This window comes from uncultured Ruegeria sp., from assembly GCF_947497005.1.
Taxonomy (GTDB): domain Bacteria; phylum Pseudomonadota; class Alphaproteobacteria; order Rhodobacterales; family Rhodobacteraceae; genus Ruegeria.
In genome coordinates this window covers 1-24,741 of record NZ_CANMFF010000036.1, presented here as the reverse complement: position 1 = coordinate 24,741, position 24,741 = coordinate 1, and the positions used below count along the sequence as shown (strand labels likewise).

Sequence of the window (24,741 nt, the reverse complement as noted above, 5' to 3'; positions counted from 1 at the left end):
CCATCAACTCGCAAAGGAAAAACTATGGTTTCGCGTACAGACTATCTTTTGAACGAAGTCGAACACTTCGCACCCTACCCGCGAACAGGCCAACCACATCCATGAAGATGATGGTCACAGCCTTTAACGACGGAAGACATTATAGATTATTGTTCGCGCTGGTGAATGTGTTGCCGGGAACAGCGAGACCACCGGGTTGGAGTAATGTGGGGTCTGTTCCGCTTGGGACGGACTCTTATCGTTGGACATTCCGGGCTTTCGCTGCACCACGTTTGAATAGGCAAGAAGCGGACAAAGTTGCCGTTCGAGTTGGACGGTCGAATGATCGGTTTGGCTCTGCTAATTGCCATTCGCCTTTCCTGAGTGTTGGCAGTCCTCACCCCGCCGGGTAAACAGCGGCTTTTCAGTCTTGCCAACTTGGAAATAGTAACCTGAATACACCACGCCTTTCATTGGAACCGGCGACCGATGCCAATCACCAACCTGCAAATGCGGCCACGTCTTCATCACTGATCTGGCCCGACATGACATCCCTGATAGCTTGAGCCAATATCCGTGCGCCGGTTCTTGCTTCGTCTTCAGACAAGACCAGGGGGGGTGTCAGTTCAAGCACGTTCGAGTTCATGCCAACATAGTAGAAGACCGCACCCAGTTGCCACGCGCGATAGACGGTTTTTCGCGCCAGATCGGCGTCTGGGTCATTGCTGTCCTTCTTGACCAGTTCGACACCGATGGCCAACCCCCTTCCTCGGACATCGCCGACCTCAGGCAAATCTGACGTCAGGCGCGTGATTTCATTCATCAGAATGCGGCCGGTTTCCTGCGCCTTTGCGGCCAGACCTTCTGCCTGAAGTGTCGTCAGCACCGCCAAAGCCGCCGAGGCACAAACAGGATTTCCGTGCAATGTTTGCATCGAGAACGCCGGTGCGTGATCCATGATCCCGGACGGGCCGATGACGGCTGACACGGGCAAGCCACCGCCCAATCCTTTACCCAGGACAAGAATATCCGGCACAAAGCCCTCATGCTCGAAACAATGCGTCTTGCCACTGCGCCCAAGGCCGACCTTGACCTCATCGCTCACCGTCAGAATTCCGTAGCGCGCGCAAAGTTGGGACAAGCGACCCAGGAAACTAGGTGGAGGCACGATCAACCCACCATCGGCCTGAATCGGCTCCATGAAGAAACAGGCGACCTCATCGCCGGGACAAGTAGTCGCGAGAAGGAGCTCGATATGGGCCAGCAAAGCGTCCCCGGACGGATCGCCCTCAAATGGGCGGAAGGGATCGGGATAGGGCACCAGCGTGAGGCCGGCCGCCTTTGCCACACCGTCCTGCGCACTGTGCCCCGAGACGGACATCGACCCCTGCGTGCCACCGTGGTAGGCCCCCGAGAACGCCATGATCCGCGACCGCCCGGTGGCGGAAGGAACGACCCGCGCAACGGTTTCGTTCGCGTCACTGCCCGAGTGCCCAAGCCAGACGCGGCGACCTTCCGCTCCCGGTATCAGGTTCAACAGCATTTCGGCCAGTTCCACCGCCGGCTCATTCGTCCCCGAGAGGATGGATGCCCCCGCCTGACTGGCCAGAGCCCGGTCAACAGCGCTGCGAATGGCTGGATGGCTGTGGCCCAGGCTGGCCGCGCCCCAAGACGCTGACAGATCCAGAAGCTCCCGGCCGCCGTCTTCGACAAGTGTGCATCCCTTGCCTCCCGTGACAGCCAGCGGAAAGAACCGCAGCTTCTGGAGCGCGGAAACAGTTGCCTCGTCGCGCGAGATCAAGGATGTGCCGGTCATGCGTTCTGCAATTCGTCAAGCAGTTCCTGGGTGGTTACCTGTCGGCAATAGCCCTTGATTGTGGAAATGGAACTGTCCTGGCGCGCCTGTGTCTCGGTGGCGCAGGCATCTGTCACCTGTGTCACGAGATAACCAAGATCGCAGGCGTCGCGGATGGCACCTTCGACGCATTGGTCCGTCAAAAGCCCACAAATCACCAGTTGCTTCACGCCCAGATTGCGCAACACATAGTCGATATGGGTCGAGACAAACACTGATGAGGAGGATTTCGGGAACACGATTTCATCCTCGCCCGGCGCGATCTGAGCGATCACCTTGCCGTCCCATGATCCCTTGGCGACGTTGAAGCCTGTGATCTTGTAATCCAGACTTCGGTCGCGCCCATCCAGCGTCAGGCTTTCGATTGTGGTGTAGAGCACCTCAATCTGCTTTTTGCGGAATGCGGCCTGCAAGGCCTGCATACGCGGGATGACGTGCTCAAGCTGCTCAAAGAGCCAGCCGTGTTTCTTCTGAAACTCCGCCTCGGTCAGGCCGGTGAACTCGCCCCCGTCGCGGTGGGCGGAAAAGTTCTGAACATCAATAAACAAAAGCGCGGATTGTTCGGGCACTAAAGGCACGTTGCGGGTCAGGGTCATGTCAGACCTCCTTGAGATAGCGGTTGACGGCACCGGTCAGAATGTTGGCCCATGCCTGTTGGCCAGTCGCATCGCCAATCAAATCATTGCGGATTTCGATCAAGGAATGCGGCAGGCCGCTGGCCTCGCCGTGGCGTGGGACAAACCAGTCAGAGGCATCGTCAATCCGATAGGGTTGGTTCATGCCAATGTTGAGTTCAGGCCGCGCGTCAGAGATGAAACGGGCCAGATGTGTTGAGGTCTGAACGTCCCGCCGGAAAAGGAAACCAACGTGCCAGGGGCGGGGCGCGCCACTCAACACGGGTGTGAAACTGTGTATCGACAGAACAATCCTGCGCGGCTGCCGCCCAAGGAGGCGCGCGACCGTTGCTTGAAACGGGTCAAAGACTTCGCGAACGCGGGCCGCACGGTCCATATCGCTCAGACCGCGATTGCCCGGCACCTGCACCCCGTGGCTGACTTCAGGAATGGCATCGGCGGCATCGGGTGGACGGTTGCAGTCAATCACCAGGCGGCTGTAGGGCTGAATGATGGCTGGCGCGCCTAAGGAGTCGGCCACAACTCGCGTCACTGCTTCGGCACCGATGTCCCAGCCTACATGGCTGTCACGATCTTCTTGCGCAATGCCAAGATCGTTGAGCGCTTTCGGAACCATCTTACCGGCATGTTCGCAGATCAGCAAAAGCGGATGATCGCTGGCCGCGTTGATCACCTCAACTGGCGACGGATCTTGTGGACCCAAGAGTAGATTCGGTTTTGCCTGCGCCACAGTCATACCTTTTCGCTTTTGAGGGACGCTGCAGGGATCAGTCCATTCGGGCGGAACAGTAAAACGACGACTACAATACTTAAGCCTATGGGCTCGCGGAACTCCTGCATTTCCGGTGGCAAGAAGGCGGCAAGATAGATTTCAATAAACCCCAGCAAAAAGCCCCCTGCCACTGCGCCGCGCAGGCTGCCAAGTCCACCAAGGATCGCTGCAATAAAGGCCTTGACGACGGGCAAGAAGCCCATGTGTGGATCGACCGAAGACCGTTGCGAGACCCACAGAACGGCAGCAACGCCCGCCAGCATACCCGAAAGCGCAAAGGCCCCCGCGATGACGGTATTGGCGCGAATGCCCATCAGGCGCGCGACATTGAAATCCTCGGCCGCGGCCCGCATCGCGATCCCGGTTTTCTGGCGTTTCATGAAGATGTCGAGGAAGACAAGCATCACAACCGTTGCAACAATGGCCGCAATTTTGTTCAACCCGATGACCAGGCCGCCAAGGGTGATCGAGTCAGATAGAACCTGTGGCAGGATCACAGGTTGCGATCGCGTCGAGATGAAATTTTGGAACAGCACTTGCAGGATCATCGAGACAGCGAAGCTTGTCACCAGCATCGTGGCGGCCGAGCTATTGCGGACCGGACGGAAAGCGATGCGTTCCATCAGCACGGCGGCGATCATCGCAACCGCGATTGCCACAGGCACGGCCAACAGGAAGGAGATGCCTGCAATGCCGCAATACATCAACGTGTATCCGGAAATGGTCATCAATTCGCCATGCGCGAAATTGATCAATCCCATGATCGAGAACACCACGGCCAACCCAAGTGCCAGCAGGGCATAGGTGCCACCTAAAGCAAAGGCATTGACCGTTTGTTGCAAAAGCAGGTCCATCATTCGCCTCCCAGATAAGCTGATTTCAAGGCGTCGGAATGCGCCAGTTCGGACGCCGGGCCGGATGCTACGATTTCGCCGCTGGCAAAGACATAGCCGCGATCCGCAACTTCAAGTGCCATTGCGACGTTTTGTTCGACAACGGCCAGGGTGACACCTTGATCGCGCAAGAGCGATATTAAGTCGAAGACCTGACCAATAATTTTGGGGGCCAACCCAAGCGATGGTTCATCCAGCAGCAAAAGCTTCGGGCCGCTCATCAAGGCGCGCCCGACCGCCAGCATCTGTTGCTGTCCCCCCGACAATGTTCCTGCGTATTGGTCACGGCGTTCATAAAGGATCGGGAACAGGCTATAGACACGCTCCCAAGCTGCCTCGATGGCGTTTTTATTTTTGATGGCATAGGCGCCCATCGCCAGGTTTTCCGCAACGCTGAGCGCGCCAAATACCCGGCGGCCTTCTGGCGAAAGCGTCATGCCAGCTGGGGCCAGCATTTCGGGAGGCCAATCGGTGATGGCCTGACCTTCGAACGTCACCGTACCACTGGCGACAGGTACCAGCCCAACAAGGGCGTTGAGGGTCGATGATTTCCCGGCACCGTTGGCGCCAAGGAAGGCGACGATCTCGCCTTCCTTGATATCAAAGTCAATCCCACGCACCGCTTCGATCGGGCCGTATCTGACCGCGAGGGACTGGACTGAAAGAAGCGATGTCATGGAACCGAACCCTTACTGCATACGCGGAGCTGGGATCAGCTCGGCTGTTGGGCTGGGCTGACCGACCAACTCACGTTCACCGCCATTCACGCGGATCAGGGTGACTTCACGCACGGGCATACCATTGGTGCCTTTGTAGGTGATCAGGCTGGTCGCACCGCGTACGTTCTCAAGCTCTGCCATTGCATTGCGGATCGCCACCGGATCGGTTGATCCACCGGCAGCTTTCACCGCTTCGGCGACAACAATCACGAGGTCATAGCCAACTGCGTTGAACACTGTCTCAGATGGGTTGCCGGTCGCGGCTTCATACTTGGCGTTGAACTCGGCCAGGGGGCTGCCTTCTGTGGCATGGCCAGCCGTCGTGAACACAACACCTTCGCCAACATCACCCAGCGAGAACGTCGTCGGGCTGTCAATGCCGTCCGATCCGATCATCTGTGCCGTCACACCTGCTGCGCGCAATGCTTTCAACATTGACGGGAAGTCAGGCTCGTAGGACGAGGTCATGATCACATCGGGCTGCGGGTCAAGTGCTGCAATACGCGTGGCAATCGCCGAGAAATCCTGCTGGCCGATGGAATGGGTGTCCTCGCCCAGCATCTCGCCGCCAAGCGCCGTGAACACGTCGGCAAAATAGAGCGGCATGGTGGTGTACTGGCTGTCAGGCGAGTAGATAATATAGGCCGACTTGTGGCCTTCGCCCCATGCCCATTCTGCACTGACGGTGGCTTGCACGTTGTCGCCCGGGAAGTTGGCGAACATGAAATCGCCACCGATCATGGGCAGCGTAGGTGAGGATGCACAAGTTGAAATCGCCGGGATTTGCGCCGAGGACACAGTGCCGATGGCAGCCAGCGACGGGTCGGCGTCACAGGGCAGAACGATCACGGAAACACCTTCGTCCGCCAGTTCCTGAACCGCGATGGCCGTTTGAGCCGGGTCCGAGCGCACATCTTTCTCGATCAGTTCGATCATGATGTTGCCATTGATGCCGCCTGCGGCGTTGATCTCGTCGACCGCAATGTGCAGGCCTTCGATCACGGGGCCATCGTAGCCCGCAAGTCCGCCTGTCTGCGCAGTTGCAAGGCCGATTTTCAAAGTCTCGGCAATGGCAGGTGCGGCGAGTGCCGCCGCTGCCACCATGGTTGATGCAAGTAGTGTCTTTTTCATTGGTTTTCCTCCGGTTGGTTGTCGTTAGTCTTGCCGATTGGGGCCGAGATAGGCCTCGATAACGGCTGGGTTGTTTTGAATTTCCTCGGGTGAGCCCTCGGCGATCAGGTGGCCTTCATTCAGAACCACGATGCGGTCGCAAAGCTGGTTGATCAGCTTCAGGTCATGATCGACCAACAAGATTCCCAGCCCCAGATCACTGGTCAGACCTCGCAGGGTTTCCATCAGGTTGTCTGTCTCTTCGCGGTTCATTCCCGCAGCGGGTTCATCAAGAAACAGCAGTGACGGCTCACAGGCAAGTGCGCGGGCGATCTCGACCCGCCGCTGATCGCCGTAAGACAATGTCCCGGCATCTGCATCCGCATGTGCAGCAACACCCATCCGCGCTAGCGCGGCCGCCGTGCGGGCTTCGGCATACTTTCCGCCCCGCGTTGACAGAGCCGCAACAAGCACATTTTGAAAAACGCTCAGATTTTCGAAAAGGCGGATGTTCTGAAAGGTCCGCGCAATGCCGCGATCCGCGATCTCGTGAGAGACCAGCGCGGACAGTTTCTCACCGCCCAGTAAGAATTCGCCCTTTGTCGGCTCCAAGACGCCGGACAGCATATTCATCAATGTCGTCTTGCCGGACCCATTCGGCCCGATCAGCCCAATGATTTCGCCTGGATTCAATGTAATATCCACGTCATTCACAGCGATCAGACCGCCAAATTGCATGGTCATACCCTTGGCCGTCAGGGGCTGCGAATTGACGCTCTGTGCGATCTCGACATGCGTGCCAGCGACAGGGCGAACAGGGAACAGCCGCTCCTCCCATTCCTTTAGACCCGCCAGACCGTCCGGTTTGCGGAACATGGCGAACAGGATGATCAAACCGATGCCAATTTGCGTGGTACCAAAGACGGCTGGCATCTCCAGCCCCGCGACCGAGAAGCCGCCTTCAAAGCGACGCAGAATCTCGGTGACGAGGGTTATGGCCACGGCCCCTGCAACGGCGCCGGTCACGGTGGTCATGCCGCCCACAATCAACATGGCGAGAAGCAGGAAGGTATCGGTAAAGTAGAATTTCTTAGGGCTGATGGCGCCAAGGAAATGCGCGATGAGAGCGCCGGACAAAGCCATGAGTGCGGCACTGATCACGAACGAAATCAACCGTTCACGCCGAATGCGAACCCCCACTGCGCTGGCTGCGATGGCGTTTTCACGCCCGGCGCGCAGTCGCAGTCCGGAAATGGAGTCGCGGTAGAGCCGCCCAACGATCAAGGCCAGGATGACACCGACCGCAGCCACCCAAAGCGAGGTTACAGCTGGAATCCCGAAAAACGTTTGCGATCCGCGCGTTACGTCCCGCCAGCCAATGGCGACACCGTGCACGATGATCAAAAGGCCAAGCGTTGCGATGACGGCCGCAGAGCCTTCCAGCTTGCCAATCGCCAGACCAATCAGCAGGGCCACCACGCTGGTCAGGAGCACCGCAATCACTGTGGCCGGTAAAAGACCCATTTCCGTCGTCGCCAACCACTCCGGCAGTTTGGGCAAGGTCGCGATTTTAAGTTGTGCAGGCAGGGTCAATAAAGAGGCCGCATAGGCACCGATTGCCATGAAAGACAGGTGCCCAAAGCTGAGGATGCCGGAATTGCCGCTATAAACCCCCATCCCCACAACAGCGATCAGAGAAATGAAGAAAACGGTCAGCACCCGCTCACTTGCTGCACCAAAAGCCGAAGCAATGAGGGTCGCCAAAATGACGGCGGCGATGATCGTAGCGATGGAGGCAATTATGTGTTTGCGTGGCGAGGTGATCATATCGAATCCCAAGGTACGGTTTCGGACAGCATAATGATTATTTTTTTTCATAGTCAACTTTTTATATTTGGTTGACGTTTTATTTTCATAATGGTTTTATCAAGCCAAAGAGGAGAAAAGATGCAAGTTCGCGAACGTATAGAAGAATTGTCGGATGACCTGACATCGACCGAGCGCAAGCTCTCGACGGCGCTACTGCTCGACTATCCTTTCGCCGGACTTGAACCGATCCAAGAGCTCGCCAAGGCGACAAACACCTCCCCGCCCAGCATTTCACGCTTTGTCACAAAGCTGGGGTTCAGCGGTTTTCAGGATTTTCAACGACACCTGATTGGTGAGCTGAAACAGGGGCAGCGTTCTCCTGTTGAACTGCAAGCTTCCAGCGCGCCGATCCACGGCGCATTTTTACAGAGCTTTCTGGAACGGGCCTGTGCGGTGGTGAAGGACGCAACCAAAGCCGTGTCCGAGGCCCAGTTCGAACGCATCGCAGACATGCTGGCTGACGAGAAACGCAGTATCTATGTTATTGGTGGCCGCATGAGCGACCCTTTGGCGCAGCACCTGTCGCGACACCTACGTCAAATACGCACAAAGGTATTTCACTTGCCCTCAGACCCAGAAGTCTGGCCAGAGTATCTGCTGCGGATGCGGTCACGTGACGTCTTGTTCATCGTCGATTTTCGCCGCTACCAAAACAATCTTTGCGCGCTTGCACAAAAGGCTACTCAAGCGCGCAATGTACAGGTTGTCTTGATGACAGATGAGTGGCTGTCGCCAATTTCCGCCCACGCAAGCGAAGTTTTGGCAGCCCCAATTGATAGCAGCACCCTTTGGGACAGCTATACCGGTGCCTTGGCATTGTTAGAGGCTCTGTTGACCCGCATCGCTGACAAAAACTGGGATCAAACAAAAAAACGCATCGAAGAATGGGATTCCGTGCGGCTGGATTTTGGAGATAATGAAGATGATTAAGAACCCCCTGATCTTTGCGGCGACCTCGGATGTTGCTGGCAAAGTACGCGGCAAGGCCTTCCCGGTTTCTGATTTGGAGAAGCGAGCGAAAAAGGGCGTGGGCTGGACCCCGACGAATGTCATGATCACCTGCTTTGATGCGATTGCCGACAGTCCCTTTGGGGCGTTGGGTGATTTGCTGTTGATTCCCGACACAGAAACCGGTGTCGAATTGGATTTCGAAGATGGTGGACCGGTTGAGCGCTTTATGTTGGGTGACATTACCGACCTTGATGGCAAGCCTTGGGATTTCTGCACGCGCTCGCTTTTGAAGGCCGCGTTGGAGCGGATGAAGGCCGCAGGTGGAGTCAGCCTCGTCTCGGCATTTGAACACGAGTTTCAGTTCAAAACCGGCAGCAACCAGCCCGGCGAGGCCTACGGCCACAGTGGGTTTTCCGAGCGTCGCGTGTTTGGCGAGACGCTGATGGCAGCACTTGATGCAAGCGGATTGGCATCCGACACTTTCATGAAAGAATATGGTGCCAATCAATACGAAGTCACAAACGACCCGGCTTCTGACCACCGATCTGCCGATCAGGCCGTGATCCTGCGCGAGGTCACACGGATGACGGCGAAACGCCTGAATGAACAGGTGACATTCACGCCGATCCGCGACCCAGATGGCGTCGGCAATGGCGTGCATATTCACGTCAGCTTTCTGGATGAAAGCGGTGCGCCGGCCACCTATGATGAAAACGGCGTCGCGGGCATGTCAAAGATCACCGCATCCTTCATCGCGGGCGTGTTGAAATATCTCGACAGCATCATCGCCCTGACAGCGCCGTCGGATGTGTCTTACCTTCGCCTGACTCCGCACCGCTGGTCGGCAGCCTACAACAATCTGGGCTTTCGTGACCGCGAAGCCTCTGTGCGGATCTGCCCGGTGACCGCGACCGACCCTTCCAGCATCGCCCGCCAGTATAATTTCGAATACCGCGCCGCAGATGCTGCCGCCTCGCCCCATCTGGCACTCGCTGCGATCATCCATGCGGGGGCTCAGGGCATCGAAGACGCATTGCCCGCGCCAAAGGTCACCGAAGAAGACCTGTCCGTTTTGTCCACGGATGAGCTTGAGCAGCGCGGCTACGTGCGCCTGCCTGAAACGCTTGAAGATGCCCTGCAACGGTTTGAAGGCAATGACACCGTTTGCGGTTGGTTCCCGGCTGAATTCGCCTCTGTCTACGTGGCCCATAAACGGGGAGAAATCGCCTATCTGAAAGACAAAGACACCAGCGCTCGCTGCTTGGCATACGAGGAAGTTTACTGATTATGAGTAATCCCAACGCCAACCTGTCTCTCGTCCCCTTTGTGAGCGTCGAGAACATGATGCGTCTGATCCTCGAGATCGGCGTCGAGACCTGCATGGTCGAAATCGCAGCTTATATCGAAGAGGATTTCCGCCGTTGGCCCTCGTTTGACAAAACCCCGCGCGTTGCGTCCCATTCCGATGAGGGCGTGATCGAGCTGATGCCAACATCCGACGGCATTGACTACGGCTTCAAATACGTGAACGGCCACCCCAAGAACATGAAAGACGGGCTGCAGACCGTCACCGCCTTCGGGCTGCTGGCCTCTGTCGATACCGGCTATCCGGTCTTGCTGACCGAAATGACAATCCTGACCGCAATGCGCACCGCCGCTACTTCTGCCGTGGCGACCAAATACCTTGCCCGCAAGGACTCCAGGACACTGGCAATGGTCGGCAATGGTGCGCAGTCCGAATTTCAGGCGCTGGCATTGAAATCCATTTGCGGGATAGAGAATCTGCGCCTTTACGACACAGATCCTGCTGCAACAGAGAAATGCATCGCAAACCTGCAAGCTGCAGGCATGAGCATCACCGCATGCACGACCCCGGAAGAAGCGGTGATGGGCGCGGATGTGATCACCACCTGTACCGCCGACAAGCAATATGCAACTATCCTGACCGACAATATGGTCGGCGCAGGTGCGCATATCAACGCTATCGGCGGCGACTGCCCTGGCAAGACTGAGCTGCACAAAGACATCCTGCTGCGGTCGGACATATTCGTTGAATACCCGCCACAAACCCGTATCGAAGGCGAAATCCAACAGCTGGAAGACGACCATCCGGTCAGGGAACTGTGGCAGGTCATGACGGGTGCCAGCCAAGGGCGCACGGATGAGCGTCAGATCACCCTGTTTGACGGCGTCGGCTTCGCCATCGAGGATTTTTCAGCTCTACGCTGGCTACGCGACAAGATCGCGAAGACTGACAAGTGGCAGCATCTCGACATGATTGCTGACCCCGATGATCCGCGCGATCTGTTTGGCATGATCGAACGCGAACGCGCCCGAAGCGCCTGAGGGAGTAGCCCATCACGCTTACCATTGAGCCTCTGCCTGTTTCGAAGCGTCTTAATATCGACCTTGGCCTTAACGCAATGATCGTGCCGGGGCAGGAAAGCCTTCCATAAGTCCAAGGTCGGCTATCCGTGCTTGTCGTCGCTCGTGCAGCCTGCAGCATTCGGCAAAAAGGGCTCTCCTGACACCTTCGCCGTGATTGGCACGAAAGGCTGGTTCGGGAAACATCGACCTTCGCTGCACCATGTCGGAACTCAACAGACGCGGACAAACTGTGAGCTCGTTGTTGCCTTCGCAATGTCCGGTCTATCCTATGAAGCAGCAGCTAATTGGGACGTCAAACGGCGCAGGAGATCTTTACACTCGTTCAGGGCACTCACTGAAACGCACTCGTTCGGCTGGTGCGCCTGAGAAATGGTTCCGGGTCCACACACGATGGTATCCAGGCCAGCATCCAGATAGTACCCAGCCTCGGTTACACCATCCCAGAACCCTATGTCGACCGACCCCAGATTTGCTTTCAAAGCGCTGAGGAAAGGGCTGTTCTTACTGGCTCTAAATGCGGGAACATGCGACATCGTTTTGATGTGAACCGATGAGAGTTCATCATTCCTGATCAATCTCGGCCTCAGGTCTGACGACAGGAACGCCTCTAAGTCCTCCAAAAATTCGACGCTTAGATCATCCGGCAGGTGCCGGAATTCAAACTCCAAATCGCACTGTTTCGCGATCATGTTACGCGCCTGACCTCCGTTCATCAGGCCGATCTGGATCGTTGAAAAGGGTGTGACGTAGTCATTTTTGTTGGGTTTGGCTGCATAGACCTGAGCCTGTTGCAACAGGTACTGCACCAGATCGGATGCAAAGTGAATGGCGTTGGTTTTGGTCGCGATGGTGGCTGCATGCCCTTCAGAACCGGTCACCGTTGCCCGCAGGCCGATAATGCCCTTGTGCGCCACGATGGGCCGCAGATCTGTGGGTTCCCCAACCATGCAGAAACTTCCTGCGGGGACCGCCGATCGCAGATAATCGGAGATATCCCGCGCGCCGAAACATCCGGTTTCTTCGTCATAGGTCAGAACATGATGCAGCGAGAGCCCAAGCGCGTGCAGATCCAGATTTGTCACGGTGGAAAGGGCGACCGCGACAAACCCCTTCATATCCGTTGTGCCGCGAGCAAAGAGGTTGCCATCCCTTTGCGTCAGTTTGAACGGATCCGTTGACCAATTCTGACCGTCAACAGGGACAACATCCGTATGCCCTGCGAAGACCAGAGCAGGACCGTCCCTTGGACCTGCGACAGCATGCAGGTTCGCCTTTGTGCCGTCAGCATTGGGCAGAATGGTGACATCGAACCCTGCGGACACCAGCAGATGACGACAATAATCTACGCACTCCAGATTGGATTTGTGACTGGTCGTATCAAAAGCGCAGAGCCGGTCAAGGATAGTCAGAATATCTTGCATTGTGCACCACCGCAAAAAGCATCAGGCTGACAAGTTGAAAAATCAAAGCCTACTACTTCAAAGCGCTTTCGATCTGCTTTGTGCTGCCTTGACGGCCTCCAACACAATCGCATTCAGGTTGTTGTTCAGGGCAAATTGCTCTAACGCCGCTGCAGTTGTCCCACCCTTTGAGGTCACGCTTTCTCGCAACTTAGATGGCATGCGATCCTGTTTCAGAAGTTCGGCGGCTCCAATCAGCGTGTCGGTAGCAAGGTCCAAAGCAAACTGGGGATCCAATCCTGCATGTTCTCCGGCTTTCCCCATGGCCTCGACAAAGGCGAAGAAATAGGCCGGGCCACTTCCCGAAACGGCTGTTGTTGCGTGTATATGATCTTCGTCTTCGACCCAACTGACTGGGCCAGACCCAGCAAATAGCGCTTCAAACTGGTCTTTGCGGGACGCATCCGTCGCAAAGGCCACGTTGACGGATTTCTGAACCGCTGCGGCCATGTTAGGCATGCAACGCACGACAGGCACTTGTCTGCCAATATTCTGAATGATTCTGGCGCTGGTCACGCCGGCCATGATGGAAATAACAAGTGCATCTTCACTCAGGACATTGGCCACCGGGCGGCTGGCGTCCTCGAAAACCTGTGGCTTGGTGGCAAGAACAATTGTTGCGAATTTCAGGTCGCTGGGAATGTCGTCATACGCCCTGTGGAGCGCTCCGATCCCGAGTTCAGAGGCGTCTTGCGCATCCATGAAGGGGTCGATAATCGAGATTTTCGACATGTCGCCGCCATCAGTTTTGTACCCCCTTAGGATAGCACGCCCCATGTTGCCGCCGCCGATAAACAGGGTTTTATCTACTGTCTTTGTCATGGCTCTAGATCCCGTAGTTGATAGGTTTGCCTGCTCGACAGGCCGCCCATATTATTGCCTCACAGGGAGGGTTCTTTGTGGTAGAGCAGCACCTAGGATGCTGCTCTATCAAAGTCATGTGACGTTTTGCCTTACCACTGAGCGTCTCCGGCAACGCTTCGTGCACCTTTGGCCGCAATCCGCTTTTCCATCTGTTTGATGCCGCGCAAGATCGGGAAACAGTAGATAAAATAGAGGCTCGCGACGAGAAAGAGGATCCACATGATGTGCGCCGGATGCCGGTGAATGGCGTCTTCGCCTTGACGCATAAGTTCCACCACGCCGATAACGGTCAGGATCGACGTGCCCTTGATGACCAGAACATAAACCCCGGCAAGGGGCGGCAAGGTGAGTTTCCAAGCCTGGGGAAGGATTACGTTCAGAAGACGCTGGCGCATGTTCATGCCAACCGCTGCGGCCGCTTCCCATTGCCCTTTTGGTACGGCTTCCAATGAGCCGCGCACAATCTCGGCCGTGTAGGATGATGTATAGATTGTCAGTGCAATCACGGCTGCCGTGAAGTTCGAGAAGTCAAAAATCGGCAGTTTCGTCGTCGGCAGCACGTAGTAGACGATGTAGATCTGCACCAGGAATGGTGTCGCCCGCACCAGGTGCACGTAAAGTCCGATGATGTTGTAAACAAGCCTTGGCCCGACCGTGCGGCCAAGTCCAAGCACAAGGCCGACGAAACTGCCCAATGAGATCGCGACAAGCGAAATCAGGATCGTGTTGAGAAAACCCTCAAGCAAAAAGGGCATGGTTTGTAGCGTGAGTTCAAGCATTGTGACCTCCTACCTGCTGTTCCAGGCATTGCCCGACAGCTTCTTTTGAATCTTATTCGACGCCACCAGCATCAGCAGATAGATCAGCAGATACCCAAAGGCCGCGGTCATGAACGCCTCGGTCGGCATGACGCGGTCGGAGAGTATGATCAACCCGGCACCAAGCAATTCAAAGACAGCGATAAAGCTGAGGATGGAGCTGTCTTTCACAAGCACCGCCGCCTGTCCAAGAAGCGACGGGATGATTTTCGCGAAGGCCTGCGGATAGATGATGTGGATCATCGTCTGCCGCTCACTCATTCCGACTGCTTTAGCGCCTTCGAATTGGCCACGATCTACAGCTTCGATGCCGCCGCGAATGATTTCGCTCATGTAAGCGGCAGTGTGGATTGTCAGTGCAAAGATACCGCAGGCAAGCGCCGGAACCGGAACGTTCAGAACCGGGATTTGCGAAAGCCCGTAGTAGACAATGTAAAGCTGAACCAGCAATGGCGTGCTGCGTACTGCTTCGACATAGGCCGCCACTGGGGTTGATATCCAACGCTTTTGAGATCGACGCGCGACGGTGACAAGAGTGCCAAGGATAAGCGAACCGACAAGACAGACAAAAGAAATCCAGAGCGTCGCCCACAGCCCCCAGGCGAATTCGGGCAGGTATTGTAGAACAACCCTGTAGTTATAAAATTCTATCAATCTCATGGTACACCTCCCTTGTTAGGCTGGCCGTGAGAGGTATAGTCCCTCACGGCCTAGATTTATTATTTGTGATCTGCTTCCCAGGCTTTGGTATGCACCCAATACTCCAGCATACGCTCGATTGTCCGGTCTGCTTTCTTGATGCGGAACCAGTTGTTCAGCCACGCCTCAAGATGTGTATCGGTGGGACGGACAGGAAAGCTGAGCGGCGATTGCACGATGGTTCCATCCAGAAGCCGCACGCCCTCAAATTCGGTTGTAAACTGCGTCGCGATTTCGCGCGACGTGACACCTGCATCTACACGTCCAACCGAAAGAGCCTGCGCCACGGCAGGGCTGCCGCCAGAGAGTTCAACAACTGTGGCATTGGGCATGTTGTCGCGGACGAACTTGACGTGCGAGCTGGCTTGCGGAACGCCGATGTTGACGCCTTCGACGTTCAGGTCTTCCCATTTGGCCGCATCTGACCCGCCAGCAACATAGGCGACCACGTCGCTATAGTAGAAGGGTTCGGTGAAGACCAACTGCAACGCGCGCTGGGGTGTGGGGGTCATGTCGGCGGCGATGAAATCAACCTTTTCCGCCAGCAGCGATGGGATCAGACCCTTCCACTCGTAATCGTGGAATTCGATTTCAACGCCCATGTCCTGTGCGATCAGTTTGACAACTTCAACGGCAAAACCAGTGCGCTCCCCATGTTTGTCGACAAAGCTGAACGGCGGGCCTTGAGTTTGCACAGCGACGTTCAGTGTGCCGCTGTTCACGATGTCCTGCACCGTATCGGCACTGGCAGGGGCCGGTGTTACTGTGTGGGCAGCTGCAAATGCTACCGCCCCGACAGCGAGGGTTTTCAAGAAATTCATCAGAGGCTTCTCCCTTTGGTTGATGATGATTAGAGAACTTTGTCCAGGAACTGCTTGGCGCGGTCCGTGGACGGATTCTGGAAAAATTCCGCAGGTTGACCGGTTTCCACCAGTTCACCGGCATCCATGAAGATCACCCGGTCACAAACCTCCCGGGCAAAGTTCATTTCGTGCGTCACGATGCACATCGTCATGCCGTCGGTCGCAAGACCCTTCATGAGATCAAGCACCTCACCAACCATTTCCGGGTCGAGCGCAGACGTCGCCTCGTCAAAAAGCATTAGTTTGGGCTGCATCGCCAGAGCTCGCGCGATCGCGATCCGTTGCTGCTGACCACCAGAGAGCTGCGACGGATAGTTGTTGGCCAGATGATCGAGCCCCAACTGACGTAAAAGATCCATTGCGATCTGATCCGCTTGGGCACTCGTGCAATTGCGCACCAGGGTTTGCGGCAGCGTAATGTTTTCAAGAGATGTCTTGTGTTGGAACAGATTGAAGTGCTGAAAGACCATGCCAACATCAGCGCGCAACGCATTCATGTCGGTTTTCTTGTCCGCAAGGTCGATCCCATCGATATAGATGTGACCCTTCGAGATCGTCTCGAGCCCATTGAAGGTCCGCAGCAGTGTGCTTTTGCCCGAGCCACTGGGCCCGATGATGGCAACAACCTCGCCACGATCCACGGTTGTGTTCACATTTGTCAGCGCGTTGATTATGCGCCCGTCAGTGGTTTTGAAGATCTTCGACAGGCCTTCCACCTTGACCAGTACATCACCTTTTTGTGCAGAGCCGTTGTCCATATCACGCGACCTCCCTTGCGTCTGTGCCAAGATATTTTTTCAATAACTCCATCAGCGCTTCACCTGCGGTGGCGTTGACGTCGATATGGGTGACAATGCGAATGCGGCGTGTCCCAAACGCACCCGCCAGAATTCCGTCGGCGCGAAGCCGCGCGACTATTTCCGCGGCAGTAGGTGCCGCATCCTTCAGGTCAAAAATGACGATGTTAGTCTCGACCGGCAGGACTTCCTTGACCAGGGCGAGCTGCGAAATCTGATCTCCCAGGTTCGACGCAAGCGTATGATCGTCGGCCAGGCGGTCCACATGATGATCCAGCGCATAGAGGCACATAGACGCAACAATACCGGACTGGCGCATCGCACCGCCGATCTGCTGCTTCAGGCGCCACGCTTTTGCGATAAACTCGTGTGATCCGGCCAGCACGGCCCCCACCGGTGCGGCAAGCCCCTTGGTGAAATCGATCCAGACGGTGTCGAAGCCTTCGGCATAGGTGGCAGCAGGAATGCCCGATTTGACAACGGCGTTCATCAGCCGTGCACCGTCCATATGCGTGGCCAATCCTGCGTCTTTCGCAACAGCGGAAACGGCCTGCAACTGTTCAAGCGGCCAGATAGCACCGCCGCCCATGTTCGCCGTTTGCTCAACACAAAGCAGGGTGCTTTGTGGCATGTATCGAGAATCCGGACGAATGGCGCCCAGCAGCTGATCGGGTGTGAACATGCCATTGCGACCATGCAATGCCTTAATCATCACGCTGCTAATTGCTGCGGGTCCGCCGGTTTCGAAATTGATGATGTGGCAGGATTGCTCACAGATGATTTCATCACCCGGGTTAGTGTGCACTTTGATCGCAATCTCGTTGCACATCGTACCTGATGGTAGAAAGACAGCTGCCTCTTTCCCTAGAAGCTTTGCAACCCGAGCGCAAAGCTCGGTCGTTGTGGGATCTTCATCCTTTTGTTCGTCCCCTACGACACAATCCAACACGGTCCGGCGCATCTCGGGCGTCGGTTTGGTCTTCGTGTCAGCGTAGAAATCGTACATCGCGGTCTTCTCCCCTAGGCCCGTCGAAGCTTTGATGCCGGGCGCGTTACAAGTTGTGTAGGGGAGTCATGTCATGCCGGTGAGCATGTGAAAAATAAAAATAATGATATCTAGCATTCAATTTTGATATGCTAGAAATAAGCTACTTCGAATTCCAAGTTGGTTGGGGTGGCCATAGCTTCCCCCAATTCATGAGTTTTGTTGCTTTAGATTTGGCTCCGTGCTCTGGCGAGTGGCTACTTGTTCAAAAGATCTTCAAGCACATCGAGATAGCGGTTACGGGTCTCAGCCAGGCATTTTTCAAATTCGCCGATCAGCGCGCTTACCGGTCGAAACTTGGAGCGCAGTAACGTGGTGGCAAAAGGGAGTTTCACGGAAAAGCGTCGAAACACAATTGCACGATGCCGGAAACTGAGCGCGGAGAACGGGTTAATGATCGTGACGCCCAGACCTTCCGCGACCGCCTCACCTGCCATCAGAGAATTTTGAACTTCCATCACGTTTAAGGTTGTTACGTTTTCTTCTTCTAACAACCGTTGAAGGCGTTGCGAATAAGGATCAATCTGCCCGAGTGAGACAAAATCCACACCATGCAGATCCTCGGGAGAAATGACGCTATTTTTGCACAGCTGGTGCCCAACAGGCAGAATGCAGATTTCCGGGGAATCGGTGAAGGTTTCGAATTCAGTACCCTCTGGTTCAATTGCGTAAGCCGCCAGCCCTAGGTCGCATTGCTGTGACGTAGCCAGTTCCGCAATTGTCGGCGTCATGCGGGTCGTGACCACGGTTTGCACCCCAGGCCTGCTTTTACGAAATGCTTTGACTGTATCGACCAGAAAGCCCTGAGAAAAAGCAGGTGCGCAGGCAATGTGGATTTTCCCCTGTTGCAGGTTTCGAATTTCATCAGCCGCCCGGCTGATGCGTTTAAGGCCGCGAAACGATCGGTCGACTTCTTCATACAGCAACTGCGCCTCACGAGTGGGCGTAACCCGGTTGCCGGTTCGAACAAACAGCGTCATCCTGATTGCATCTTCCAGTTGCTTCAACGATCTGCTTACCGCAGGTTGGGAACTGTTAAGCAGTTCGGCAGCACCTGTTACTGTGCCTACTGTCATCGTAGCGTGGAAACACTCGAGAAGACGTGAATTCAGTTGCATGTGTCGAGCCCAACCATGTAATCTCGTTAGTTATTTGAGCGCCCACAAGCATGGCACCGCTTTGGTAGACTAATCAGATCCTAGAAAAGCAACTAAACCGCTCAAGACCAGTTGCAACCACGGAGAGAACGATGCCTGCGTAAGATGCTTACGTCAATGTCAGCTTCGTAATGCGCTGTAGTCGTTCCATAATAATGCAGCATCCGCGAACTGGGCTCAGAGTTGTCTTTTTCTGCGCTCTGCTTGTCGCAGCCCGAAGCGGACATTCGCAATTAGACTTTGCAGTTTCCTAGAGCGCAACGAAAAGGTCAATTGCTGCTTCTTTCTGAGCGGTGGTCAAACGCCCATAACTGCCATTCGTTTCATGGGTTTAGATCCCTTTCATACATGATGTGCCAGGCGGAAAACTTCGAAAATACCAGACGACCGCCCTGTGATAGGGCGGCCGCTCCCGTATCGTTTGTAATCGATCTGAGAGTCTATCCGCGGCTCAGGATTTCCTCGCCGAGGATCTGCATGATTTTCTGGCCAGTCTCGCCAGCCCAATTGACCGCAAGCTCTGCCAGCAGCGCGCTGGTTGTGGTGAGCTCGACACCGCCGCGCTCCATCTTCCGGAACGCCATCTCATCCGTCAGCGCAGTTGGGGAACCGGAGGCATCGACCACAGCGGTCACAGCAAAGCCTTCGTCGGCGGCGCTAATTGCGGGCGGGGCAAGGCACACGTCGGTGGTGATGCCTGCCATGATGAAATTCTTGCGCCCGGTGTTGCGGCAGGCATCTGCAAAGGCGCTGTCATCCCAGCAGTTCACTACGCCGGGACGCTTTATCCGCGCGGCGAATGCATCCGGCGCGATCTCTTCCAGCGTGGGCATCAGCGGCCCCTGCATGTTGTCTTCCATGCTGGAGGTCAGCACCAGCGGCATGCCAAGCTCGGTCGCCGTCCGCGCGAGGGCGCGGGTGTTGGCTTCGATCAGATCGCGGTCAACGGATTTTGCCCAATTCATTGTGCCGACCTGGTGGTCGATCAGAACGATGGCTGCGTTGTCGGGGGTCACTTTCGTGGAGGTCATGTTGATGTCCTTTTCTGGTTAAGAAATATGGGATGAGGGCAATTCGAAGATCAGGAGTTCGGCTCCAATTGAAGCCTCAATCGCCAGGTCCCCGGCACGGAGCAGTCCCAGCCCATCTCCTTTGCCAAGGGCAAGACCAGCAACAATTGCCTCGCCTTCGATCATAAAGATGTAGAGGCTACGATCAGGGCCGGACGGGCTGAAACTCAGCGCGCCGAAGCGGTCGAATTTGCCGTAACTGAGACGCACTTCCTGCTGTACAACAAGGGAGCCTTCGGCACCGTCGGGCGACAGCACCAGCTGGAACCGATTGGTGTGGTCCGCGGTTTCCAGCTCTTTGCTGGAATAAGCCGGCGCCAACCCTTCGGATTGCGGCTCGAACCAGATTTGCAGAGCTCGCATCGGCATTGTCCGCGAGTTGTTCACTTCGTTGTGGAGGATACCGGTGCCGGCGGAGATAACCTGAAGGCCCTTCGCCTTTACGGTGCCGTTGTGGGCAGGCACCACCGGATCGATATGCGATACTTCTCCGCTCACCATGAAGGTAACGACCTCGACATCCTGGTGCGGATGCAGGCCAAATCCCTTGGCGCCGGGGGACAGCGTGCCGTCATCGATTGTGATCAGCGGGCCGAACCTGCGCCGCGCCTCTTCCAGATGCGGCTTGAACGACAAATGCGCCTGCATGAAACCGAAATCCTTGAACTCACGGGTCGCGGCGGGGTGGTAGACCATCTCTGTCTGCATTACTCGTCTCCAGACCTATTCGCTGCGATAGAATTTAGAGATTTCATTCGTTCTGGAAAATGATCCTTTTGTTAACTATCGTTCGTAATTATGAACGATAGATTCTATTCTTGCGCCAAGGCCTTAGTGGCTACTGTACGCGCGGGCTCGATGAGTGCAGCAGCTGCGGAGCTGAACACCACGAAATCGGCGATCAGCCAGAAGCTTGCTCTGTTCGAAGCTGAATTGGGGCTGGTATTGCTGGACCGGTCAGGTCGGGCGGTGACACCGACCTCAGCCGGGCGCAGAATATTCGAGATCTGCACGGGGCCTGTTGACGCAGCGCGTGAGGCAGAGGCAGAGCTTGGCTTTGCCAGAAGCGGGAAGATTGCTGGTCGAGTGTCGGTCTCGGGGCCCAACAGCCTGCTTGGCACCGTATTTGTCCCGCTTCTGGCCGGGCTTCAATCCCGCTATCCAAATGTCGAACTGGAGCTTCATGCCGACGATTCCAGGTCGGATTTTGCGGCAGAAGACATCGATCTGGCATTCAGGACCGGCCCCGCCGATAAAGGACGGTTCATCCCGGCAGCCTTACCGCCTGCGCAGCGGGCACCTTACGCCAGCCCGCTGCTATTGGAGCGGATGAAAACCGTCAACCAGCCTGCTGATTTACTCTCGGTGTCATGCGTTTTGCGCACACAAGAATCAGGCAAATGGCTATTCAAGAACGAAGCAGGTCAAAGTGAGGCCGTTGCGCCGCCCGTCGGCTTGCGAGTCAATACGATGGAGCTCGCATTTACAGCAGTTTTAACGGGGCATGCAGTTGCCATGCTGCCCACATTGCTGGCGCAACAGGATGAACGCGTTGGCAACCTCGTGCGCCTTCTTCCTGAATGGTCTACCGAACCAGTTCCCCTGAATTTACTTTGCCGCCCTGAACGCTTGGCCGCTCCGCAGGTCGCTGCGGTTCGGCAATACGTTATGGAGGCACTAAAATCCGCACAGCTGTTGTAGCCAGTCAATCTCGACTGAGCTGTATGACGGTATGTGGAATCCACTTAGCTCAAATCAACAAGCCGCTAAAAATTTAATAGTGCGAGACCTCCTGGTTGACGTATTGATGTGCAACATCTTCCCCGAAGCGGTGGTTGAAGTAGGACAATCGGGAAGGAAGCAATAACTATTCCTATGCGTGCGATTTCACTGTCCGCGCGCTCATGCAGGAGCCGGCAGCTAAGTCTATATTGCGGACATTAGCATTCGGGCCAAGTCGTCAGGCCTATCGATCATCACGTAGTGCCCGAATGGCACCGAAATCGCCGTCCACCCCGACTGATGTTGATATTGCTCGAAAAACGGTTGGCCAAGCCCTGGGACCCAGCCGGTTGCATAGATGTAGGTCCGCTTTAACACCTTGGCTCCGCCGCTCACCAGTTGAATTGGTTGCTCAAATGTCTTGAGGGGTTGCGCGACATTTCGGCGGTCAACCCACGCACAGTCTGCTCCATTCACCGAAAAAGCCTCCGCTGGGCCCGGCGCGACTTTGCCATCGACGGCACTATCACGAAGCCCTGCCGCGATATCCGTAGGCAAAACGTCCAAGGCGGCCTGCCCATCGTCCGGCACGAGCGCATCGAGGTACACAAGTGAGCGAATGTGGTCGGGCGCTCTATCCGCGACTCCGGTGACAACCATGCCGCCATAGCTATGACCGCACAAAACAATGTCGGAGAGTTCTTCGCACGTGATCACCCCCAGGACATCCTCGATATGCATGGCCAGATCGGTTTCGTCACTCACGAGGTGAGCACGTTCACCCAACCCTGTCAGCGTAGGGGTAAAAACGTCGTGGCCCTCCCTGCGCAGAAGCGCGGCTACGCGAGCCCAGCACCATCCCCCTTGCCACGCTCCGTGGACCAATACAAATGTCGCCATAACCCGCCCCACTCCGTCGATACTGCAAAGACAGTAGATTCAACAGGGCCACCTCGTCCACAGCATCGTTTGGACGTTCAGCACGAGCATCTGCAAAAGTGCACTTCTGAAATGAGCCCAGAGTCACCATTGTCTGCAATCCGTTCGATTGGCTTGTCGCAGCCCGAAGCGGTCATTTACAACTGGCCTTTCAGTTTCCAAGTTGCGGGACCAAGCGGCCACCGGAATAACACCGTTGTAGGTCCATTTTATCAGACCAAAATATAGTCAATTTAGAGCGCGCAATCTGCTTCCAGGACCGACAACGATTTAGCCTCGGTCGTTCAAATCCAATGCTCGATAAGTGCCCTCCGGCAATCCTGCCTTCCGGAAGGCATCAACGTAGGGCGCTATAAGAGCGTCCGGACGCTGGTAACGGCGATACACCCAAACAATGTCGGCGATTTTCACGCCGGGGCGCGTGGCTTCAAGCCGGTTTCGGGCGCGCTCAAGTTCTTCAGCGCGTCCAAGCCTGGCGAGAACCGTGACTTCGGGGATCATCGACCACCAATAATCCAGCAGCACGCCCTTGCGCGCTTCGGCAAGCGCAAGTTCGTATTCACCCTTGTGAAAGTGGTACTCCGAGAGCGCTTGATGCCAATCCTTGATGGTCGACCCTGGGTCGAGGTCGATAGCCCGCCGTACAAGCGCCGCGCCCAGATCGAAACGCCCGGTCCAGACCAGCCAGTAGCCGAACTCCGCCTCCACGCTGCGGTCGCCTCCAATAGCGAGCGCGTCCTCCGCCTCGGCGAAAAAGCCGTCGCGATCCCCATTCATGAGCAGAAGAATACCCAAGATAAGTCGGACACGGGCCGAGTTTGGGTTGAGTGCCTTGGCTTCGTTGGCGGCAGCCAAAGCTCGGTTGAGTTTTTCCTCATATGTGCCAGCATAGCGATCCCCAAAAAAGCTTAGATCTACACGCAATGCCTCGGCCAGCTGCGCCCAGGCGCGCCAATAATCCGGCTCTTCCTTGATTACCCTTTCAATGCAACCATGGACCCGCTTCTGCACATCCGGTCTATCGTACAGATCGTCATAAAACATGGTGCATTCATACGACGACAATCGTTCCGGCGGTTTTGCCCGTGCCCGCCTTTCGTCTGTTCGCCTGATGGCGCCGCGCGTGTCACCAATCGCAACTGCAACGCGCTCGGTGATCTGAGATTGCACATCAAAGAGATTGGCGGTCGTAAGGTTCTCATCGAACGCCTCGGACCAGACCTGCGCTCTGCTCTGGGTGTCGATCAGGCGTGCCGTAACTCGCAGACGATCACCCGCTTGTCGTACCGTACCTTCAAGCACCAAATCGGCACCCAAGGCTTCACCGATACCGCGCACATCCTGATGTTGCCCGCGGTAGGAGAAAGTGGTGTGCCGCGATAAGACGTTGAGGTCGCGATAGCGTCCGAGTTCGATAATCACATCCTCGCTGATGCCATCGGACAAGTAATCTTTCGACGGGCTTCCACTTAGGTTCTCGAACGCCAAAACCGCTATTGTAGGACCTGTAGGCCGGGTCAGAGCCGTAGCCTCGTCAAAAGGAACGGCTTCATTGGCACCCCAGCGATGCATGCCTTGCCAAACCACAAATGCCGCAGTGATCAGAAGCGCTCCGCCTATTGCCGCCTGAACGCCACGGCTCCTAACCCAGCTGCGGCGGCTGATTGCTCGGCTCTGAGGATTTACATGATAAATTCGCACCGGCTCAGAAATGTTCTTCAGGCGGGTTTCGCCCAAGTATTCGAAACCAACGTTAGCTTTGCCGGCTGCCTGAGTTGCAACAACTTCAGACACGCAAACGCTACCAGGCTCCGCCAACTCCTCAATCCGTGTCGCGACATTGACACCTTCACCATAAAGGTCATCGCCATCGATCATCACGTCGCCAAGATTTATGCCGATCCTCAATTCAAGCTGCTCTTCAGGAGACAGGTTGTCGTTTCTCTTCGCCAGTTTCGCTTGGATTTCAGTCGCGCAGTTCACTGCATCAACGACCGAAGCAAACTCCACGAGCGTTCCGTCACCCATTAGTTTGACGATGCGACCATGATGTTTCTCGACCTGCGGATCGAACAGCTCCGAACGAAGTGCTTTGAGAGCGTTCAAAACGCCGATCTCATTCGCGCCCATCAAGCG

The 24,741-nt window shown here is 56.0% G+C and carries 23 protein-coding genes; 4 read left to right on the top strand and 19 right to left on the bottom strand.

Features of this window, described 5'->3' with window-relative positions; genetic code table 11:
• Positions 1–475 precede the first annotated feature (475 nt).
• Genes Q0816_RS25180 through Q0816_RS25150 form a run of 7 tightly spaced genes read right to left on the bottom strand, consistent with a single transcriptional unit; the run spans position 476 to position 7,790 of the window.
• On the bottom strand, positions 476–1,795 hold the full coding sequence (locus Q0816_RS25180) for an aspartate aminotransferase family protein (RefSeq protein WP_298855885.1): 1,320 nt from the start codon (positions 1,793–1,795) through the stop codon (positions 476–478).
• The gene (locus tag Q0816_RS25175) at positions 1,792–2,430 is read right to left on the bottom strand and encodes an isochorismatase family cysteine hydrolase (RefSeq protein ID WP_298855883.1); all 639 of its coding nucleotides are present in this window, start codon (positions 2,428–2,430) and stop codon (positions 1,792–1,794) included. The genes Q0816_RS25180 and Q0816_RS25175 overlap by 4 nt, the downstream gene beginning before the upstream one ends.
• A 1-nt stretch (position 2,431) precedes the next feature.
• Complete coding sequence (locus Q0816_RS25170) at positions 2,432–3,205, bottom strand: N-formylglutamate amidohydrolase (protein ID WP_298855881.1); 774 nt, start codon at positions 3,203–3,205, stop codon at positions 2,432–2,434.
• Positions 3,202–4,095, bottom strand: a complete 894-nt coding sequence (locus tag Q0816_RS25165; RefSeq protein ID WP_298855879.1) for a branched-chain amino acid ABC transporter permease — start codon at positions 4,093–4,095, stop codon at positions 3,202–3,204. The genes Q0816_RS25170 and Q0816_RS25165 overlap by 4 nt, the downstream gene beginning before the upstream one ends.
• Positions 4,095–4,811: an ABC transporter ATP-binding protein gene (locus tag Q0816_RS25160; RefSeq protein WP_298855877.1), complete on the bottom strand. Its 717-nt coding sequence runs from the start codon at positions 4,809–4,811 to the stop codon at positions 4,095–4,097. The genes Q0816_RS25165 and Q0816_RS25160 overlap by 1 nt, the downstream gene beginning before the upstream one ends.
• A gap of 12 nt (positions 4,812–4,823) precedes the next feature.
• The gene (locus Q0816_RS25155) at positions 4,824–5,984 is read right to left on the bottom strand and encodes an ABC transporter substrate-binding protein (RefSeq protein WP_298855875.1); all 1,161 of its coding nucleotides are present in this window, start codon (positions 5,982–5,984) and stop codon (positions 4,824–4,826) included.
• Positions 5,985–6,008: 24 nt separating this feature from the next.
• Positions 6,009–7,790, bottom strand: a complete 1,782-nt coding sequence (locus Q0816_RS25150) for a branched-chain amino acid ABC transporter ATP-binding protein/permease (protein ID WP_298855874.1) — start codon at positions 7,788–7,790, stop codon at positions 6,009–6,011.
• Between the two features lie 120 nt (positions 7,791–7,910).
• Between Q0816_RS25150 and Q0816_RS25145 the strand changes: the two genes are divergently transcribed.
• The 3 genes from Q0816_RS25145 to Q0816_RS25135 are packed head-to-tail and all read left to right on the top strand — an operon-like array spanning position 7,911 to position 11,129.
• Positions 7,911–8,762, top strand: a complete 852-nt coding sequence (locus Q0816_RS25145) for a MurR/RpiR family transcriptional regulator (protein ID WP_298855871.1) — start codon at positions 7,911–7,913, stop codon at positions 8,760–8,762.
• Positions 8,755–10,068: a glutamine synthetase family protein gene (locus Q0816_RS25140; RefSeq protein ID WP_298855869.1), complete on the top strand. Its 1,314-nt coding sequence runs from the start codon at positions 8,755–8,757 to the stop codon at positions 10,066–10,068. The genes Q0816_RS25145 and Q0816_RS25140 overlap by 8 nt, the downstream gene beginning before the upstream one ends.
• Before the next feature lie 2 nt (positions 10,069–10,070).
• Positions 10,071–11,129, top strand: a complete 1,059-nt coding sequence (locus Q0816_RS25135) for an ornithine cyclodeaminase (RefSeq protein WP_298855867.1) — start codon at positions 10,071–10,073, stop codon at positions 11,127–11,129.
• Between the two features lie 308 nt (positions 11,130–11,437).
• On the opposite strand, the gene argE is transcribed toward Q0816_RS25135, so the two are convergent.
• From argE to Q0816_RS25085, 10 genes are all read right to left on the bottom strand, one after another.
• The gene (argE, locus tag Q0816_RS25130) at positions 11,438–12,592 is read right to left on the bottom strand and encodes an acetylornithine deacetylase (protein WP_298855865.1); all 1,155 of its coding nucleotides are present in this window, start codon (positions 12,590–12,592) and stop codon (positions 11,438–11,440) included.
• Between the two features lie 57 nt (positions 12,593–12,649).
• Complete coding sequence (gene proC, locus Q0816_RS25125; protein ID WP_298855863.1) at positions 12,650–13,453, bottom strand: pyrroline-5-carboxylate reductase; 804 nt, start codon at positions 13,451–13,453, stop codon at positions 12,650–12,652.
• A gap of 131 nt (positions 13,454–13,584) precedes the next feature.
• The gene (locus tag Q0816_RS25120; protein ID WP_298855861.1) at positions 13,585–14,274 is read right to left on the bottom strand and encodes an amino acid ABC transporter permease; all 690 of its coding nucleotides are present in this window, start codon (positions 14,272–14,274) and stop codon (positions 13,585–13,587) included.
• 9 nt (positions 14,275–14,283) lie between these two features.
• Positions 14,284–14,973, bottom strand: coding sequence for an amino acid ABC transporter permease (locus Q0816_RS25115; RefSeq protein WP_298855859.1), 690 nt, complete (start codon positions 14,971–14,973; stop codon positions 14,284–14,286).
• Between the two features lie 59 nt (positions 14,974–15,032).
• Positions 15,033–15,833: an ABC transporter substrate-binding protein gene (locus tag Q0816_RS25110; protein ID WP_298855857.1), complete on the bottom strand. Its 801-nt coding sequence runs from the start codon at positions 15,831–15,833 to the stop codon at positions 15,033–15,035.
• A gap of 29 nt (positions 15,834–15,862) precedes the next feature.
• A complete protein-coding gene (locus Q0816_RS25105; protein ID WP_298855855.1) occupies positions 15,863–16,633 on the bottom strand; it encodes an amino acid ABC transporter ATP-binding protein in 771 nt (256 codons plus the stop codon).
• Between the two features lies 1 nt (position 16,634).
• Positions 16,635–17,678 carry a threonine aldolase family protein gene (locus Q0816_RS25100; protein WP_298855853.1) on the bottom strand — a complete coding sequence of 348 codons (1,044 nt, stop codon included), beginning with the start codon at positions 17,676–17,678 and terminating at the stop codon, positions 16,635–16,637.
• Positions 17,679–17,914: 236 nt separating this feature from the next.
• Positions 17,915–18,835, bottom strand: coding sequence for a LysR substrate-binding domain-containing protein (locus Q0816_RS25095; protein ID WP_298855851.1), 921 nt, complete (start codon positions 18,833–18,835; stop codon positions 17,915–17,917).
• Between the two features lie 479 nt (positions 18,836–19,314).
• Entirely contained in the window at positions 19,315–19,905 is a 591-nt protein-coding gene (locus tag Q0816_RS25090) for an isochorismatase family protein (protein WP_298855849.1), read from the bottom strand.
• Positions 19,906–19,923: 18 nt separating this feature from the next.
• Positions 19,924–20,652, bottom strand: a complete 729-nt coding sequence (locus Q0816_RS25085) for a pirin family protein (RefSeq protein WP_298855847.1) — start codon at positions 20,650–20,652, stop codon at positions 19,924–19,926.
• Between the two features lie 126 nt (positions 20,653–20,778).
• Between Q0816_RS25085 and Q0816_RS25080 the strand changes: the two genes are divergently transcribed.
• Positions 20,779–21,645: a LysR family transcriptional regulator gene (locus Q0816_RS25080; protein WP_298855845.1), complete on the top strand. Its 867-nt coding sequence runs from the start codon at positions 20,779–20,781 to the stop codon at positions 21,643–21,645.
• Positions 21,646–21,870: 225 nt separating this feature from the next.
• Here the strand turns inward: Q0816_RS25080 and Q0816_RS25075 are convergent, their stop codons facing one another.
• Together Q0816_RS25075 and Q0816_RS25070 are read right to left on the bottom strand one after the other, a co-directional pair.
• Positions 21,871–22,566 (bottom strand): alpha/beta fold hydrolase, encoded by a 696-nt coding sequence (locus Q0816_RS25075; protein WP_298855843.1) that lies wholly within the window; start codon positions 22,564–22,566, stop codon positions 21,871–21,873.
• A 309-nt stretch (positions 22,567–22,875) separates the two neighbouring features.
• Positions 22,876–24,741 (bottom strand): adenylate/guanylate cyclase domain-containing protein (locus Q0816_RS25070; protein ID WP_298855841.1); only part of this gene is annotated, 1,866 nt, incomplete at its 5' end.